14 protein-coding genes are annotated in these 15,270 nt (G+C 47.1%); 1 reads left to right on the top strand and 13 read right to left on the bottom strand.

The genetic code is table 11. The features are described 5' to 3' along the window. Nucleotides 1-3: 3 nt before the first annotated feature. From BBG47_RS15360 to BBG47_RS31080, 9 genes are all read right to left on the bottom strand, one after another. Nucleotides 4-1,041, bottom strand: coding sequence for an AAA family ATPase (locus BBG47_RS15360; protein ID WP_251488256.1), 1,038 nt, complete (start codon nucleotides 1,039-1,041; stop codon nucleotides 4-6). Next, complete coding sequence (locus BBG47_RS15355) at nucleotides 1,010-3,265, bottom strand: acyl-CoA cholesterol acyltransferase (protein WP_251488259.1); 2,256 nt, start codon at nucleotides 3,263-3,265, stop codon at nucleotides 1,010-1,012. Before BBG47_RS15355 ends, BBG47_RS15360 begins: the two co-directional genes overlap by 32 nt. 47 nt (nucleotides 3,266-3,312) lie before the next feature. Continuing rightward, nucleotides 3,313-4,017 (bottom strand): TadE/TadG family type IV pilus assembly protein, encoded by a 705-nt coding sequence (locus BBG47_RS15350; RefSeq protein ID WP_251488261.1) that lies wholly within the window; start codon nucleotides 4,015-4,017, stop codon nucleotides 3,313-3,315. A 16-nt stretch (nucleotides 4,018-4,033) separates the two neighbouring features. Then, a complete protein-coding gene (locus BBG47_RS15345) occupies nucleotides 4,034-4,210 on the bottom strand; it encodes a Flp1 family type IVb pilin (protein WP_021256385.1) in 177 nt (58 codons plus the stop codon). Between the two features lie 51 nt (nucleotides 4,211-4,261). Then, nucleotides 4,262-5,143, bottom strand: coding sequence for a type II secretion system F family protein (locus tag BBG47_RS15340; RefSeq protein ID WP_083189332.1), 882 nt, complete (start codon nucleotides 5,141-5,143; stop codon nucleotides 4,262-4,264). A 40-nt stretch (nucleotides 5,144-5,183) separates the two neighbouring features. Then, on the bottom strand, nucleotides 5,184-5,957 hold the full coding sequence (locus BBG47_RS15335) for a type II secretion system F family protein (protein WP_065292410.1): 774 nt from the start codon (nucleotides 5,955-5,957) through the stop codon (nucleotides 5,184-5,186). Beyond that, nucleotides 5,932-7,197 carry a TadA family conjugal transfer-associated ATPase gene (locus BBG47_RS15330; RefSeq protein ID WP_065292425.1) on the bottom strand — a complete coding sequence of 422 codons (1,266 nt, stop codon included), beginning with the start codon at nucleotides 7,195-7,197 and terminating at the stop codon, nucleotides 5,932-5,934. The genes BBG47_RS15335 and BBG47_RS15330 overlap by 26 nt, the downstream gene beginning before the upstream one ends. Nucleotides 7,198-7,271: 74 nt before the next feature. Then, entirely contained in the window at nucleotides 7,272-8,399 is a 1,128-nt protein-coding gene (locus BBG47_RS15325) for a ParA family protein (RefSeq protein ID WP_251488264.1), read from the bottom strand. After that, entirely contained in the window at nucleotides 8,399-8,527 is a 129-nt protein-coding gene (locus BBG47_RS31080; protein WP_260612239.1) for a hypothetical protein, read from the bottom strand. Before BBG47_RS31080 ends, BBG47_RS15325 begins: the two co-directional genes overlap by 1 nt. 275 nt (nucleotides 8,528-8,802) lie before the next feature. On the opposite strand from BBG47_RS31080, the gene BBG47_RS15320 reads away from it, so the two are divergent. After that, nucleotides 8,803-9,612, top strand: a complete 810-nt coding sequence (locus BBG47_RS15320; RefSeq protein WP_065292408.1) for a hypothetical protein — start codon at nucleotides 8,803-8,805, stop codon at nucleotides 9,610-9,612. A 116-nt stretch (nucleotides 9,613-9,728) separates the two neighbouring features. On the opposite strand, the gene BBG47_RS15315 is transcribed toward BBG47_RS15320, so the two are convergent. The 4 genes from BBG47_RS15315 to BBG47_RS15300 all read right to left on the bottom strand — a co-directional run bounded on the left by BBG47_RS15315 (nucleotide 9,729) and on the right by BBG47_RS15300 (nucleotide 15,147). Further along, the gene (locus BBG47_RS15315) at nucleotides 9,729-11,852 is read right to left on the bottom strand and encodes a methyl-accepting chemotaxis protein (RefSeq protein WP_251488266.1); all 2,124 of its coding nucleotides are present in this window, start codon (nucleotides 11,850-11,852) and stop codon (nucleotides 9,729-9,731) included. 147 nt (nucleotides 11,853-11,999) lie between these two features. Then, nucleotides 12,000-12,284 carry a hypothetical protein gene (locus BBG47_RS15310; protein ID WP_065292406.1) on the bottom strand — a complete coding sequence of 95 codons (285 nt, stop codon included), beginning with the start codon at nucleotides 12,282-12,284 and terminating at the stop codon, nucleotides 12,000-12,002. Between the two features lie 373 nt (nucleotides 12,285-12,657). Further along, nucleotides 12,658-13,452: an alpha/beta hydrolase family protein gene (locus BBG47_RS15305; RefSeq protein ID WP_065292405.1), complete on the bottom strand. Its 795-nt coding sequence runs from the start codon at nucleotides 13,450-13,452 to the stop codon at nucleotides 12,658-12,660. 87 nt (nucleotides 13,453-13,539) lie between these two features. After that, nucleotides 13,540-15,147, bottom strand: a complete 1,608-nt coding sequence (locus BBG47_RS15300) for a potassium/proton antiporter (RefSeq protein WP_065292424.1) — start codon at nucleotides 15,145-15,147, stop codon at nucleotides 13,540-13,542. Nucleotides 15,148-15,270: the final 123 nt, after the last annotated feature.

Below are 15,270 nucleotides of genomic sequence, written 5' to 3'. Positions count from 1 at the left end.
AGATCACTTTACGATAAATTGCCTTTCCGCACTTCTTCCGTCTCCCGTATTCATAACTAATCTCCACGTACCTGAGGTTGTATTGCCTGAGACATGCCATAGCCAGCTTATATTCCCATCGGCATCCGCTTCTGCCCAACCGATGTGCCTCGCTTGGCTCTTGCCGCTCTTATAGAAGATTACGAGTTCGACTTTTTCATGCGGCTTAGCCTTCGCTGTTAACTTGGCCTTGCGGCCTGGCAATAGCGGTTCCGGTTCCAAACTAACAAAAGCGGGTGGCGCACCTTTCTCTTCCGTGCCTGACTCTCTATTGGCTGAACCGGGCTGCGGACCATCCCCAATCCAAACTCTCTCAGATGCTCTTGCAGCGATCGTGATCGTCTTATATAAGAACGGCACACGCATCGGCAGATCATATTCCACTTCAATTGCGATATATGGGTCTTCCTTCTCCACAATATCCGGCAGCTTCACATGTGTGATCCGGATCCGATCTTCTCTAAGTGTCCCTTGAATCCCGTAACGGACGAACAAAGGCTTTATCAAGGCTTCTCCGACTCGCGCTTGGCCCCATTCCCCCGCCGCTTCCGCTCGCTTCTCCGCCCAGTCCACCACATGATCGGATGCCCATTGATTCAATGGAGGTGGCAAAGCATTGCTGAATCGCTCGGCGAAATGACGTGCTGTCATTTTCAGAGCGATTGCCGGCGGCTTGCGGAGCCAAGGACTGTTGTTGTCCCCTGCTTCCGCTCCAACCTTCTTCGTCATCAGTTCGATGGGATACATATGAGCGGCAATCTGCTTCACCGTATTCGTCGCAGCAGACTGCAAGGATGTCGTAATGACAGAAGCGTAAATCATATATACAAAAAACAAAAACAAAAGCAGCACCATAGGCAGCATTAGCGCAGCTTCGACTGTGATGCTGGCTCTACCGTCCCCCATATAGCGACGGAGCCAATTGCCGCATCGTATGAACCAGCCCCTTGCCCGAGCTAGTAACTTGCCACTAGTAGGAGAACACGGATGTCTTTGTTGCATTGTATCTTCCATTCTCCACTTCACCGCCCAATATGCCGGTTTGTCCAATCCACTTCATGACCCCGGGCAGAAACCACAACGGTGTGCTTATTCGCAGCTCCGTCTCGCCATAGGTACCCCTTGTCGTCGGGTCAATACCTGTATTTTGATGAATGAGTGCGAGCATTCGCTTCAACATTCCTTCCCGACTGCCATGGACGAGCATAAATAATCGCAAGTGATCCGAGTAAGACAATGTGACGGAAGGCAAGTATTTCGAAATTGGCACTTTGTCTTGCGTAGCAAGAAGAATCAAATCCTGAACTGCCTGTTCAATCCCATAAATAATAGCTGCTACTAATATAAGCAGCGGATGTCTCAAGTTCGCACATTCGATAAAGCCCTCCATTGTACGAATGGCAAGCCGCATAGCAAAGATCTCCCCCAGCGCTGCAGCCACATTGCCTGCTGGATTATGAAGACCATACAATAGGTACTCCACTTCTTGATTATGTATGGATAAGGACTTTATCAGTTCTTCCGCAGACTGCTCTGAAGTAAGTATCGATTTCAATTTCGTAGGGTCATAGGTGTTGAAATAGAGAAACGCATACTCATCACGGTATAAACGATCTCTTAACATGCTAAATCCGTTAGCAATGCTATCATAGATAGAGGTAACAGCGTCCATAGACTCCTTCCCCTCTTCTACCGCATCGTCACGTTCTTGGTCAACTGCCGACTCCTCACTTGATTCATGTTCATTAAATGCAGCGATTGCATTAGCCTTCTCTTTCACTTCTTGAAACAGCTGTTCATGCTCCTTCAATTGATCATTCAGCTTCTTCAATGAGGACAATAAGTCTGCCGCTTTCCCGAGCTTTCTATTCGCTTCCTTCTCTTTCTGCTTGCGTTCCTTCTCTGTAGATCGGCCCTGTTCAAATCGCTGTTCTCTAGCATCTATCACATTCGAGCTGCCAATATAATCTTTTGCATATTGCTCCCACTGCCTCCACAGACTGAGGATCGAAGTTTTCAAGTTATAAGCGGATATGCTTCTCCCGACGATTTGACTGACCATCGATTGAAAACGGTTTACTGCATCATTTACTTGTTCCATACTCCGATGCTGTTCTTCCATTTCCTGCTTCCATTCGGTAAGGAAGTCGTCTGGCAGCACTAGGTCATCAGCAGCTTCATTAATACGCTTAATCGAATCTGACATCTGGTCCGATTCATCCATTGTCCCTTCACTCTGCTCGCTAGATTGTCCAACTCGGTCATAACCGTTATAGTTCGAGCTTGCGCGTACCTCTTGAATGACACGCTTCATGTCCTCATTATATTGACGGGCTTTCTCTATATGCGACAGAGCTGTGTTCAATCCGATGCGATGTTGATCCAGCAAACTAGATGTTGTAGATGTCAGCCTACGCGATATATCCCATGAATCGGATTCATAGTCATCCGTTTCATTCTCATACTGCTTGTCCTCATCCTTACCGCGATTCGAATCCAGACGAATCTTATGTACATAGTCTGCATATTGAGCTCCCACATCCGCTGCACTTCCAATTGAACCAAGCGAGCTGTCGCGCATAATATCACTTTCTCCCGTTGCAATCCGACTAGAAAGATCAGAACGCGCCGCATAATTGCGAAGCGACTTCTGGAGCTTGAGGGCAGAGGCTATTTCCTTATCGCGCTTATCAACTAGCTTCTGCAGCTTGGATAACAGTTCTGTCGTCTGCGCTGCCTCCTTCATCACTTTGGACATCGGCTTCAACTTGCTGGACAAATCGAAGGCAAATTGAACAGGAGCTTTATACTTCATCTCCTCTAAGATTTGCCGCTCGAGTTCGTCATATCGACCAAGTTCCCTAGTGATCGAGGTAGTATGACTATCAAGCAGCACAGGCACCCAGGGAAAGACCCCCGTCGCCTTAAGCTCAGCCTGATCCCGCATCACTTCATCCATTATGAAAGCAGGATCGCTCTTCCCATAAGCAAACAATTGATACCGCTGCTGCAGTGCCGGTTCATAGGCGGACATGACGGAGCGAATTCCAGTCTGAGCGAGTACCTCTGCCCTCCATTCAGCAGCAGCAATTCGTGCGTAGTCAATCAGTACACTTGTAAATAAAAAGATTGCAGCTACTATGAAAATGAGCAGGACGGACACGGAACCTCGAATTTCTTTCCACAAATTCCGCCGTATTCGGGCATTACTCTCGTCCCCCATCATTTCCAGCACCTCCGCATGTATGAGACATCGCTACATCATTGGCTTTGCTATTTCGCCGCACGCTTGATTGTATCTGCAGCTTGTTCATTCGATATCCCCTTCTTATTCCATTGAGCCAGCTTCGTTGACATGTACCTCGCAAATTCTACGGAACGAATAAATTCTACAGGCTCTACGACTGCAGCAGATGCTCCTCCTTCTCCAGATACACGTCGTCTAGTTAAACGTTCGAATGCCGTTTGATACAATGGCCGTTCGAGTGAGACGGTCACCTTCCGCTCAATTGCAATATTGTCGAATTTCATCTCTCCATGGAATATCGGAGGCAGCAGTCTTCCTGCCCGTATCAGCTTCTTCTCCGGCAGAGACTCAGAGTCACTACTGACCGGCAGTGATACTTCGTTGGTCACACTGCCTGTCACAAAACCAAGCAAACGATCCAGCATATAATCATCCAGCATCCGCCAGTACAGACCATCATGTTTTCCTACAGGGTAAGATCCCCTGGTTGCATCTTTATAGCTGTTGTCCCAGAACGCCGCCCCCCGTTCCGCCGCTAACGTAGCAGCATGTGATGACATAACATGCTGGAACATCAACATGGCGAAGAAGAGCATTGCTAAGCAGCAATAGAAAACAACCGGAAAGATTATACTCGCTTCAACGGTGTAGGCCCCATCTTCGGAGGCAAGCCGTTTCCACCATTTACGTAGCTTTTTATGCAGCTTGTAACCCTCCTCTATTACCTCCAATTATTACTTACAATTACTATTTAAAAATTTCATCCGTCTGTTTATCTACTTTCGTGAACAGCCTTGTCAGAAATCCTTTGATTTGCTCCCTAAAAGCAATCGCTAAAACTACAATAACTGCAATGATAATGACCAGTTCCACCATGCCAAGCCCATCTTCTTCCGTCCATAACCGTTTCCAAAGTGAATTCATATCTTGATCCTCCTTCAATTGAATTACATCATAAGTGAAATTGCTTATTCCTCACCCTTGCATCATTAACAATGCAGGAGCTCCTACGACAACTAGTACAACGAGGAACATGAGCATCATCGGAAACACCAGCTTGGTAGATACCTCTTCGCCTCGCTTGCGAGCCACCGCCTTGCGCTTATCCCACAGCTGTCGGCTCAAATCCGCCATCGCAAGCACAAATGTCTCTCCTCCACGCCGCTGATTAATCAGCACCGTCGTGACGAACATCGAAACTTCCTGCATCGTGCAGCGCTTCGCCAGCAGCTCCATGGCCTGAGCAAAAGAATAACCATTCTGTACATCTGACATCATTCGGAATAGCTCGATGTATAATGGGTGCTCGTTCTCCGACTTCTTCCGCTCAATGCAAGTTGCAAGAGCCTTGGGAACTGTCTCTCCCGCTTGTACGAGCAGATTCAGCTTATTAATCAATTCGGGGAGTTCCAGCTGAATATCCTGACGTCTGCGTTCCGCCTTACCGACAACCTCCTTCCCGCGTACTAGCGGCAGAACGATACCGAGCAGCATTCCTCCAGCCATGTTGGCGAAACTTCCGTCCGTCACAGCAGGGAGAATACATCCAGCTACGACGCCCGCAAATACATACAATCCCATCTCCGCCAGAAGTGCGCGATACATCGTATGGGACAGGGCTGGACCGTGCATTTGCATAAGCGACTGCCTCAACTGAACCAGTGCAGGATGCGTATCAAGCGTTGGTTGTAATCGTTCCAGCCACATCATAGGTGCTGGAAGCCATTTCGCTGTCTTTACTTCCGACTGGATCGAGGCAAGTAATTCCGTATAGCGGGCCTTTCCTACATGATTCATCACAGCATAAATCCCTATTACAAGCAGGCATGCCAATCCCCACATCCATGAGGGCAGCATCTACCAACCTCCTCCCTGCTATAATGCATAAACGATATTACTACACTCTAATATCCATTAATTTGCGAATTAGCAAGATCCCAATGGACAACACAATCAATGCAGCTGTTGCAATCACTCTGCCGACTCCTTCATATAACGGCGTCATAAAATCAGGCGAGGTCATATTGAGAAAAGCTAGAAACAAAAATGGAGCAGCCATCATCGCTTTCATCTCCAGCTTCTTCTGTGCGACTAATACTTCTATCTCCTGCATAATATCCATCTTCTCTCCAATAACGGAGGAAGTTCTGCGCACCACTTCAATGAAATCCCCGCCTGTCCGCTTGCAAGTAACAAATACATCTGCAAAATTCGCGATATCGTCCTGCTGTGCCCGCTCACTGAAGTCCATCATGGCTCGTTCCACTGGCTCGCCATTCTCCATTCGCAACGACAAAATACGAAGCTCCCGAATCATATCCACATCAGTGCCGGGATAGAGCAGCCTCAAATCCTGTGCAGCCTCACGGAAAGCATTCTCCATTGATCGCCCTGCACCTAGTGCAGAAGACAAAGAATACAAGGTCTGCTTGAACTGCTGGGTCAATTGTGACCGCTTTCGTTCCAGCAGTGTCCGCTGCCGAATCTGGGTAAATCGAACCCCAATGACTGACAGCAGGATCATCCCGATCCAATGCTGGTAGAACAGATATCCGATTCCAGCCATTACAGAACATCCAACAAAGATCGCCAGTAGCTGCTCCTTGCGGTTCAAATGATATACATCGTAGCGAGGCAGTCCAGCTTCAGTCTTGATCTTCGATCCCTTCATCGTCCGCGCCCCCTTCTGCTTGAGGCAGAGTCAGCCCCGCCATTCGCAGTTTGTCCACATGCTGCAGCGTATCGCGCTTAACAAGGCCTCCTAGAATTTTGCCGCCTTCCTGCCCGTGTTCCACGAATTGATACAGGCTCGACAGCTTCACTTCACCTTCTGCAAATCCAATTACTTCTGCAATCTCCTGCACTTTGCGGGATCCATCTCGCATCCTTGCCAAATGAACAATGACATCAATTGCGGAGGCAATCTGCTGTCTAACGACGACAACCGGCAGCGAAGCCCCACTCAATACCATCGTTTCCAAGCGACTCACCATATCTTTGGGCCCATTGGAATGACCCGTAGATAAAGAACCATCATGGCCCGTATTCATTGCCTGAAGCATATCCAAAGCCTCAGCACCGCGCACCTCTCCCACTATAATGCGGTTTGGCCGCATCCGAAGCGAAGCTCGAATAAGGTCACGCATGGCTATGGCTCCCTTTCCTTCCGAATTCGCATTGCGCGTTTCCAATGACACCAGATTCGGCACTGAATGAATTTGCAGCTCTGCTGCATCCTCAATTGTAATCACCCGTTCATCAGATGGAATGAACTGAGACAAAGCGTTCAAGAACGTCGTCTTGCCCGATCCAGTTCCACCACTGATGAACAAATTGTACTTCGCCCTTACCAGCGTCTGCAGAATTTGTGCCGCCTCTTCACTCATCGCGCCGTATCGTATGAGATCCTCCATATGAAGCGGCTTAGAAGGAAACTTCCGAATCGTTACCGTGGGTCCCTTAAGCGCAATTGGGGGCAGAACAACATGAACCCTTGATCCATCTCGCAATCTCGCATCGACGATTGGTGAAGACTCATTCACCGTACGATTTACTTGAGAGACGATCGCCTGAATAATGTCCTCCAGCTTCTCCTCGCTTTCGAAGGTATGATTTAATTTCTCCATATGTCCTTGACGTTCAACGAACAATTCCCGATGACTGTTCACCATAATCTCCGTAATTTCGGGATCATCAACGAGCGGCTGAAGCGCATCAAGACCACGGAAAGAATAAAAAACTCTGCGTACTACCATTCGAAGATCTGCCGAGGTCAATTTCATCGCCTTCGAAAACGCAAACAACGCTTGTTCGATCCTCTCTGTTAATGCTTCATCAGATAACGGTTCCCCCCATTCCATACTCTCGCGCACCTGCTGCCGAATTGTAAGATACAATTCATCAAGCGACATCAGATTAGACTCTGTCCCAGAAGGCTTCAGCTGGAACTGGTACCCCTCGTCCCCATGTACCATCGACTCACCCCTTACCGCGCTCCGCTGAATAATCCCAACTCTGAACCTGCCCATTCCTCCAAGGTTGAGCGGAATACACTCGATTGAAGCCATTGATCAAATCGATAAATTTGCTTCCAGGCCGGTATGTAAGGCAGATATCCTGAGATCGGAGCATCACGCTGCTGCCATGAATTGAGCATCGTCCCCATATAACGATTCACACCCATCCGAATGAGCTTGCTTCGATGACGCACAACAGACTCTTCCGCAAGCGCCCACTGCTGCAGCAACAGCTTCGTCTTCTGTATATAGGCCATATCATCTAGGAGCAGCCACATTACCTGATCTGCCACATCCCATACCGCTTCGAATGGAGAGTGAAAATGCGCGCCCTCCACAATAATCAAGTCGTACTGCCCGCTGCTCCGAAGCGTATTCAACAATAATCGCAGCATACTGGCATCCATCCACTTCCATTCCTCTGCTAACTGCTTCGGATGGAGCATTCGCGCTCCTATTGCAGGAACACTCAGCATATATGGATCTAAGGACAGCAGCTCACTCCCCGGCCCTCCCTGAGCCTTCTTCAAGTAGTAAAATAATTGTGCTAAGTTGCTCTGATTTTCGTTCTGTTCGATCGCTTCTTGTAGCAGCAAACTGTATTCTTGGATCGGATCTACATTCAGAAGGAAGGGTCGAAGACCTGATTGAGCAGCCGCAGCTGATAAATGAAATGCCGTTGTTGACTTCCCTGCTCCGCCTGAGGTTGAAGTAATGCCAACGATACGGCACGCTGTGTTGCTCCGCTTGTCCCCTTCGGAGGCATTTTCCGATTCACAATATTTAATGATGGATTGGAACAGTTGCGGAATGGGCTGATATGGATTCTCTATCCTACAAGGGAAGTCGGCCTCTGTCAGTTGTTCAGACTTCTCTGCGGATAATGCGATCACGATTATTCCTCTTACATCAGACGAAGAGAGTGTCCCAAGCAGCTCAGGTGCCGCGACTAGAACATGTATGCCTGGCTTCAAACGCAAATAGTGACCAAGCGTATCCGCCTGAGTAAATACACGAAGGTGAAGCTTCTCAGCATAGGTCGATTGCTTCCAATAATCCGTGTATCCGTCTAAAATGCGCTTCTGCGGATGTGCCACTACAATATCCCATCTGTTAATCCCACTCCCCCCTTTTCTACTTCACGGATTAGAACGCCCCGCAATTCAATATGGACATAAAAAAACACCGCCATTAAACGGGCATCAATATTGATGCTTCGTTTCATGACGGTGCTTCCGTACATTATTGTGTGAAGTTATTTCAACAATATCATAATTCCATCCAATTTTCAACATATTTTTCCTAAATCAATCGTTACACCCAATCTCCGGATCATTGTCAAATATGTCGATCCAAGTCCTCTCCATCCTAGACATAAGTCTAGGACGTGAACAGACCGAAGTCCGTTACCAAATGTTCCTTAATCAGGTAACATGAAGCATGTCTTGTTTGCATAGTTCCCACTTGTAATTACACTACTATTTGAAAGGAAGACGAACAATGAGATACACCAAATTTGCATGTATTCTCTTATCCACAGCAAGTATAAGTTTGGCAGGGTGTGCTTCGGATCATACAACCACAGCTGCATCGAATACAAGCGTCACAGAAGTATCTTCTTCAGCTATATCTGAAAAAGGTTCAACTGCACTGAGCAAAGTATCAACTAGCAATCCAAAGAAAAAACAATTTGATGTTAACCAAATACATACGATCCGTATTCTAAGTACAGCTGCCCACATTACCGTCATCGGAGATCATCAATTAAGTCAAGCACAATATGAGCTTATAGATGGAACATCCAGGTCAATGGAGACAGATGTGAGCGGCACAATAAACGATAATACGCTGACGATTAAATTACATTCTAAACAAAAAAGTTTCATAAATACAGATTCTCCGCCATCACTAATTGTCCGAGTTCCAGTCAAGGATTACGACACTTTAGAGATTAACAATGACTTCGGAAAACTCTCACTTGAATCCGAGTCTGGGCTGTATCCTAGCCATCTAGTTGTCAACGGCAGTGCGAGCGATATTTCATCCTCCAATATATTGGGAATGGAGAGCACTAAGCTTCATACTGAGTTTGGCAAAATAACATTTGATTTGCCGGAGAAGCTGGAGTCACTGGCTGTAGAGCTGTCCACTAATATGGGAAGTATCACTAATAATGTCGAGTTGGACGGGGCAAGTACATCCAATATGATCGTATCGAAGAAAGTTAAAGGCCATATTGGGGCAGCCAATACGAAGAGCCCATCTTTATTGATTTCTACTCAGGTAGGCGAGATCGAATTAAATCGTTAAATCAGAAAATTAAGAAAAATAGCTGCTGCCATTCTGCTATACAGATGCTTTGAAGTCGCCGATCATACAAGAGCCCGTATCTCTCGTTGGAGATACGGGCTCTTGTATGATCGGTACTAATATTTGAATTGAGATAAGGTTTCCTTCAAATTCGAGGATACATCCTCAAGCTGTTGAGACAGCTCGACTAAGCGGTTCGATACATTCAACTGTTCCGTGCTTAACGATGCAACCTCTTCGGAAGTAGCAGATGCCTCTTCCGCAACTGCGCTTACATTGCTCATCGCTTCTACCAGAATGGACTGTGCCTCATTTAGACGACCAATGGAGCCTGTCACATTCCCAAGCTGCTGAATCATGCCATCCATCTGCTGCTGAACCGTTGAGAAGATGACATCTGTCTCCTGTACAGCTTCCGCTTGTTTCTGGAAGAGGGGGAATGCTTCTGACAACGCTGTTACGGTCTCCGTAATCTCTAGCTGAATCTTCTCAGTAATTTGCCCGACGATATCGATGGACTGCCTTGATTGATCAGCAAGGTTCCGAATTTCATCAGCAACGACCATGAACCCCTTGCCTGCTGTTCCTGCACGCGCAGCCTCAATGGTTGCATTCAGGGACAGAATGTTCGTTTGCTTCGTCATGTTATGGAGGACATCCAAAATTTTGCGAATCGATTGTGTACTGTCACTCAGTGTATTGACCTTCGTCGCAAGCGAGCGCATCATATCCCCGGTGGAAGTCGTGCGGCTCATTAAGGAAGTCATATTCGATGCACCAAGCGTGCTCGATTCGGCAACCGCCTGAACCGAATGATCCATTTGCCCGTTGGCATCAATAACATTCGACATTTGTGAAGCAATACTATGCGTGAGATCATGGCCTCGCTCAGCCTCTACCGCCAGCGAAGTAGCTCCCTTCGCAATTTCCTCTGTGGCAATCGCAATTTCCTTCGCGGAGATCGCGGTGCTGCGTGATGCTTCAGACAAGTAAGAAGCTGTATCTAAGACGGCACGAGCGCTTGCATCTGTGCTCTTCACGAGATTCGTAATCTGCTCCATCATCGTATTGAATCCATTCGCAAGCTGGCCAATCTCATCCTTAGACTTAGGAACTGCACGTACTGCCAGATTGCCCTGTGCACCCTCATTCATGAGATTCCGCAGCTTCACGAGTGGTGTCGCTACCCATTGAATCACCAACCAGCCGATTACGACTGCGATGACAGCGGCAGCCAGCATAGAGATGAATGTAAGTGTCAAGATGGACTTGGCTTCCTTCACCAGCTCAGCTACAGGGACCGCTCCAACTAGCAGCCATCGGCTCGACGGCATCTGATCATAGACCAGGAGCATCTCGCCATCGGAATCAGAGCTTATCTTCCCGCTTCCGCTAATCGCACTAGTATTGCCCTCCTCAACCTCCGGCAGAAGCCACTTCGGAGCTTCCTTGGTCAACTTCCCATCTTCCTCGGTATAAATAAAATGACCCGCACGATTCACCACTTGAACGGTAGATCCCTCGCCTAGATTAATTCCATCGAGCGACTTCTGGAAAGTAGCCAGTCTAATTTCCATCAGAACGATGTATTCAGCCATCCCGGAATTCAAATCACGCATTGGTCTTGCAATTCCGAATGTCGGCTCCGGCGCCTTATCAACACCTTTCGGCATCGTATCTACCCAAATGGATTGTCCATTGCTCTTCGTTGCTTCTTCAAACCATGGCTGCTTGCGCAAATCGTCCAGCTTACTCCGAATGCCAAGTGCAGCCATCGTATTGCGCTTTGGATCAATTGGGATCAAATAAATGTTCTCGATTAATGGATTGCCAACACTGTAGGTTTGAAGCGTTTTCGTAATCGCTTCCGTAGATTGAATCTTTTCATAAGCGCTAAGCTGATTGTCCTTCAAGGTTTTGAGCGAAGCAGTCAGGTTTGGATCGAACATAATCTGCATCGTCATATTGTTGAACTGGGTCAGCTGAAGATCAATTTTTTGCGCTGCTTGGATCATAGTCTGATAATTGGACTTGGATGCTTGATCTTCAATTGCATTCTTGGAGAATAGATACGAAATCATGCCAACACTGAATACGAACACAATAATGCTGATTACAAATACAAGAAATAACTTCGTTCCCACGGAACGAGATGGATTCTGAAATACGGATGAAACGAGTGATTTCCAATCCACTTTCCGTGATGTCGTCCCCTGTACTCTCTTAAGCCCCTTGAACAACCGATTCATCTCCTTATCGCTATAGGTACCTGTGCTGCTATTTAGAAAGCTCGTCCCCTTACGTGCGGCATCGTACCCGCTGCATAAAACACACCTAAGGGGAGAACTTAGCATCCAAATTCACAAACGCTGCCTTCCTTCTTGTTTCTACTGCAGTTCTAGATCAAAGCACTGCACTACATCCAATTTCGCCACCTGTACCTCGCGGAAAAACTGGAAATCTGGATGCTCTTCCATCAACTTCGCGCGTGCCTCTTCCTTCAACTGTTCTTCAGTCATTGGTTCTTCTGACCCAATTACTAATTGATCGAGACGTTCTTTCTCACGGTGATCAAAATCAACTGCTTCTGTCGTTACATCCACAATATGAACATAACGGTACGGACTGTAGCCAACATGCTTAAACTCTTCATTCAATTTCTCATACTTCATCTATTTGCCTTCACCTTTCTTCTCTTAACCTCGCTGTACTTTTACGCACTACTACTAATATCGGTTAATTAGTCCTATTTCACAATAGTATTATGAAACATTTTCCTCATTTTTTTATTATTCAAACTGTATGCTCTGCAGCAAAGCCTCTAGAAAGAACAAAACGCACCCGCTCGCAAGCAGATGCGTAAATGGCGCAAAGTGTCCCGCCCTACCTGGAGTTGGGGGGCAGATGGACGGGCACATTGCATGACGTATACGCCAATGCATAGACGCCATACCTGAATCTATTGTGCAGCATTGCTCATACCAATAAAAGGAGATAGATCACATCAGTCACTTCTTTTTTCGTCCCCTACGACATAACTTTTTGCTACTTATCTGCTAAGAATTTCACAACCGCCTCACAGACTTGCTTCGAATGCTCAGACAACGAAAATACATGATCAGAACCATCAATCCACGTAATGTTAGCACGCCCATCCATCGCAGCTGCCAATCGATAAGAAATATAAGGAGGAACAGCGCCGTCAGCCGTCCCATGAACGAACAACGTTGGACAGTGGATACGAGATGCAGCAGCATACATATCATGCTGTGCCGTATCATCCAGCAATCCTTGACCTACGATGAAGCCATTCATGTCCATGCGCCCTTCTTCCAACAGCTGCTTGAATCGTGAACCGGCCGCCTCTCTAGCTACAATATCGAAGATATTGGCAGCAGGGCAAAGCCCCACTAAGCGATGCACCTCTTCTCCCAGCTGTGAAGCTGCCAGAAGCGATACTGCTCCCCCCATACTGAAGCCCAGTAGGCTGACACGATTCGAATCGATGCCTTCCATACAACGCACGGCTTGAAATACAGTTAATGCATCCTCCAGCTCAGTTGATAGCGTCATTTCTTCAAACGTTCCATCACTCTCACCGCTGCCTGCGAAGTCAAAGCGAATCGCAGCGACACCAGCCTGTGCCAACTGTTCACTAAGACGTCGAAAGAAGCCTCTGCCTTCCAGCATATGCCCTGTAAATCCATGACTCATTACAACTGCTGCTACTGGTTGTTCCGTAACAGGCAGAGTAATCAAGCCACGCAACGTCTTATCATCCCGCTTCCATTCCGTCGCAATTTTGCGAATACGGTATGTGTGCTTCTCCAATCCTAGCATACGATTCCACTTCCTCCTTGAAAGTCATTGTATCGTACTAACTCATCATGGTGTGTTCATCATGGTGCCTTCCCCTGCATGAATACATTAATCTTTTCCTTGCCACTTATTCTCCGCAACCGTACGTTCTGTCGAGCTCACTACCGGTTGCTTCTCTGTGTCTAATTGGGTGTCTACGGTTGCCTGGTCTCGATCCGCGGTATTGCCACTTGTTACCGTACATTGACCATCTTGGATCTGCTCGGTGAACAATCTTCTAATTTCGTCCCTTTGATTTTTGGCAACGAGTACATAAGCCACATCTCCTGCCAATAACTGCGTGGTTCCTTTGGGCGCAATCATCTCTTCCCCACGAATTATAGCTGTAATCAAAGTGTCATCCGGCAATTTTAATTGATGCAAGTAGCTGTTCTCTATACAGGCACCAGGCTCAATCGTTTTCTTCACCAAGTCCATGTTCGTCTTCCCGACCGACACCAGCTCAAGCGCATGTACCTGCTGCCCGCCTGGTTCGCCAGCCAATCCAAGCCGCTTCGCAAGCGGAGAAATGGTAGCCCCTTGAATAAGGGCAGACGTTAGAACAATAAAGAATACAATATTGAAGAACAATTGTCCATGCTCTAAGCCTGCAATCATGGGATATGTCGCCATAACAATAGGCACCGCCCCTTTTAACCCTGCCCAAGCAATAAGTGTCTTCTCCTTGCCTGTAAACTTACTATACATCAAGCTAATGAATACACCGAGCGGTCTTGCAACGAACATGAGAAGAACCGACAGCACCAGACCTTGCCATGTAATCTCCAGCAGCTGAAGCGGGAACACGAGAAGTCCAAGAAGGATGAACATCATGATCTGCATCAGCCAGGCGAAGCCCTCATTGAATCTTACAATCGTAAAACGATATTGCAAATCGGAATTGCCGATGACAAGTGCCATCACGTATACAGCTAAGAAGCCGCTGCCCTTCAGCAGACCGACACCGCTATAAGTAAGGATCGCGAATCCGATTGCAAGTATAGGGTACATACCAGATGTATCTAGGGCAATTCGATTCAATACTTGAACGATGAACCAGCCTGCGAGCAGTCCTAAGCTAAGTCCAAGTCCCATTTGCCATACGAATGAGAACAGCATTTCCCACACGGAAAGATCCGGAATCTGAATCCATTCAATGAATGATATCGTCAAGAAGACGGCCATCGGGTCATTCGTTCCTGATTCCGCCTCCAAGGTGGAGGTCAACCGCTTCTTCACATTCTGGCTTCCGAGAACTGCGAACACGGCTGCGGCATCCGTAGAGCCGACAATCGCACCGATCAGCATGCCCTCTTTCCAATCAATTCCTAAGATAAATACCGAACACACACCAAAAACCGTAGCAGTAATCAATACACCGATGGTTGCAAGCGATACAGATCCGCCAATGACAGGCCGAATGTCACGCCAGCTTGTCTGCATCCCTCCATCGAACAATATAATGATCAGAGCCAAAATCCCGAATAGCTGCGTTAACTTCGCATTATCGTAATAAATGAGAGGATTCAATGCCATCCCTACAATAATAAACAATACAAGTGAAGGCACATTGAATCGATTCGAGAATTTGGCACTAATCACTCCCGCTAGAAGCAAAGAACCAAATAAGAAAATAATCATATCCGTCGTCCACAAATTCGCATCATCCCTTTCCATCACTATATCGCATACAGTATCGTCCAGCACAATCAAGATGGAATTTGGAGGATTGCGTTTACATACTGTACCTCCATTATACTGTATACCTACCGAATAAATAAGAATAACTTATGAACAGGC

It is taken from the genome of Paenibacillus sp. KS1, from assembly GCF_001680695.1.
GTDB classification, from domain to species: domain Bacteria; phylum Bacillota; class Bacilli; order Paenibacillales; family Paenibacillaceae; genus Paenibacillus_B; species Paenibacillus_B suaedae.
Note: the sequence above shows the minus strand (reverse complement) of the source record. Positions and strands in the feature narration are given on the sequence as shown.

Coding starts and splice junctions, on each gene's coding strand:
- BBG47_RS15335 (WP_065292410.1), bottom strand. CDS start 5,957: ATGAAGGGATCGAAGATCAAGACTGAAGCTGGACTGCCTCGCTACGAT.
- BBG47_RS15300 (WP_065292424.1), bottom strand. CDS start 15,147: ATGGAAAGGGATGATGCGAATTTGTGGACGACGGATATGATTATTTTC.
- BBG47_RS15345 (WP_021256385.1), bottom strand. CDS start 4,210: ATGAATTCACTTTGGAAACGGTTATGGACGGAAGAAGATGGGCTTGGC.
- BBG47_RS15320 (WP_065292408.1), top strand. CDS start 8,803: ATGAGATACACCAAATTTGCATGTATTCTCTTATCCACAGCAAGTATA.
- BBG47_RS15340 (WP_083189332.1), bottom strand. CDS start 5,143: ATGCTGCCCTCATGGATGTGGGGATTGGCATGCCTGCTTGTAATAGGG.
- BBG47_RS15305 (WP_065292405.1), bottom strand. CDS start 13,452: ATGCTAGGATTGGAGAAGCACACATACCGTATTCGCAAAATTGCGACG.
- BBG47_RS31080 (WP_260612239.1), bottom strand. CDS start 8,527: ATGAAACGAAGCATCAATATTGATGCCCGTTTAATGGCGGTGTTTTTT.
- BBG47_RS15355 (WP_251488259.1), bottom strand. CDS start 3,265: ATGATGGGGGACGAGAGTAATGCCCGAATACGGCGGAATTTGTGGAAA.
- BBG47_RS15360 (WP_251488256.1), bottom strand. CDS start 1,041: ATGCAACAAAGACATCCGTGTTCTCCTACTAGTGGCAAGTTACTAGCT.
- BBG47_RS15330 (WP_065292425.1), bottom strand. CDS start 7,197: ATGTCGCTTGATGAATTGTATCTTACAATTCGGCAGCAGGTGCGCGAG.
- BBG47_RS15310 (WP_065292406.1), bottom strand. CDS start 12,284: ATGAAGTATGAGAAATTGAATGAAGAGTTTAAGCATGTTGGCTACAGT.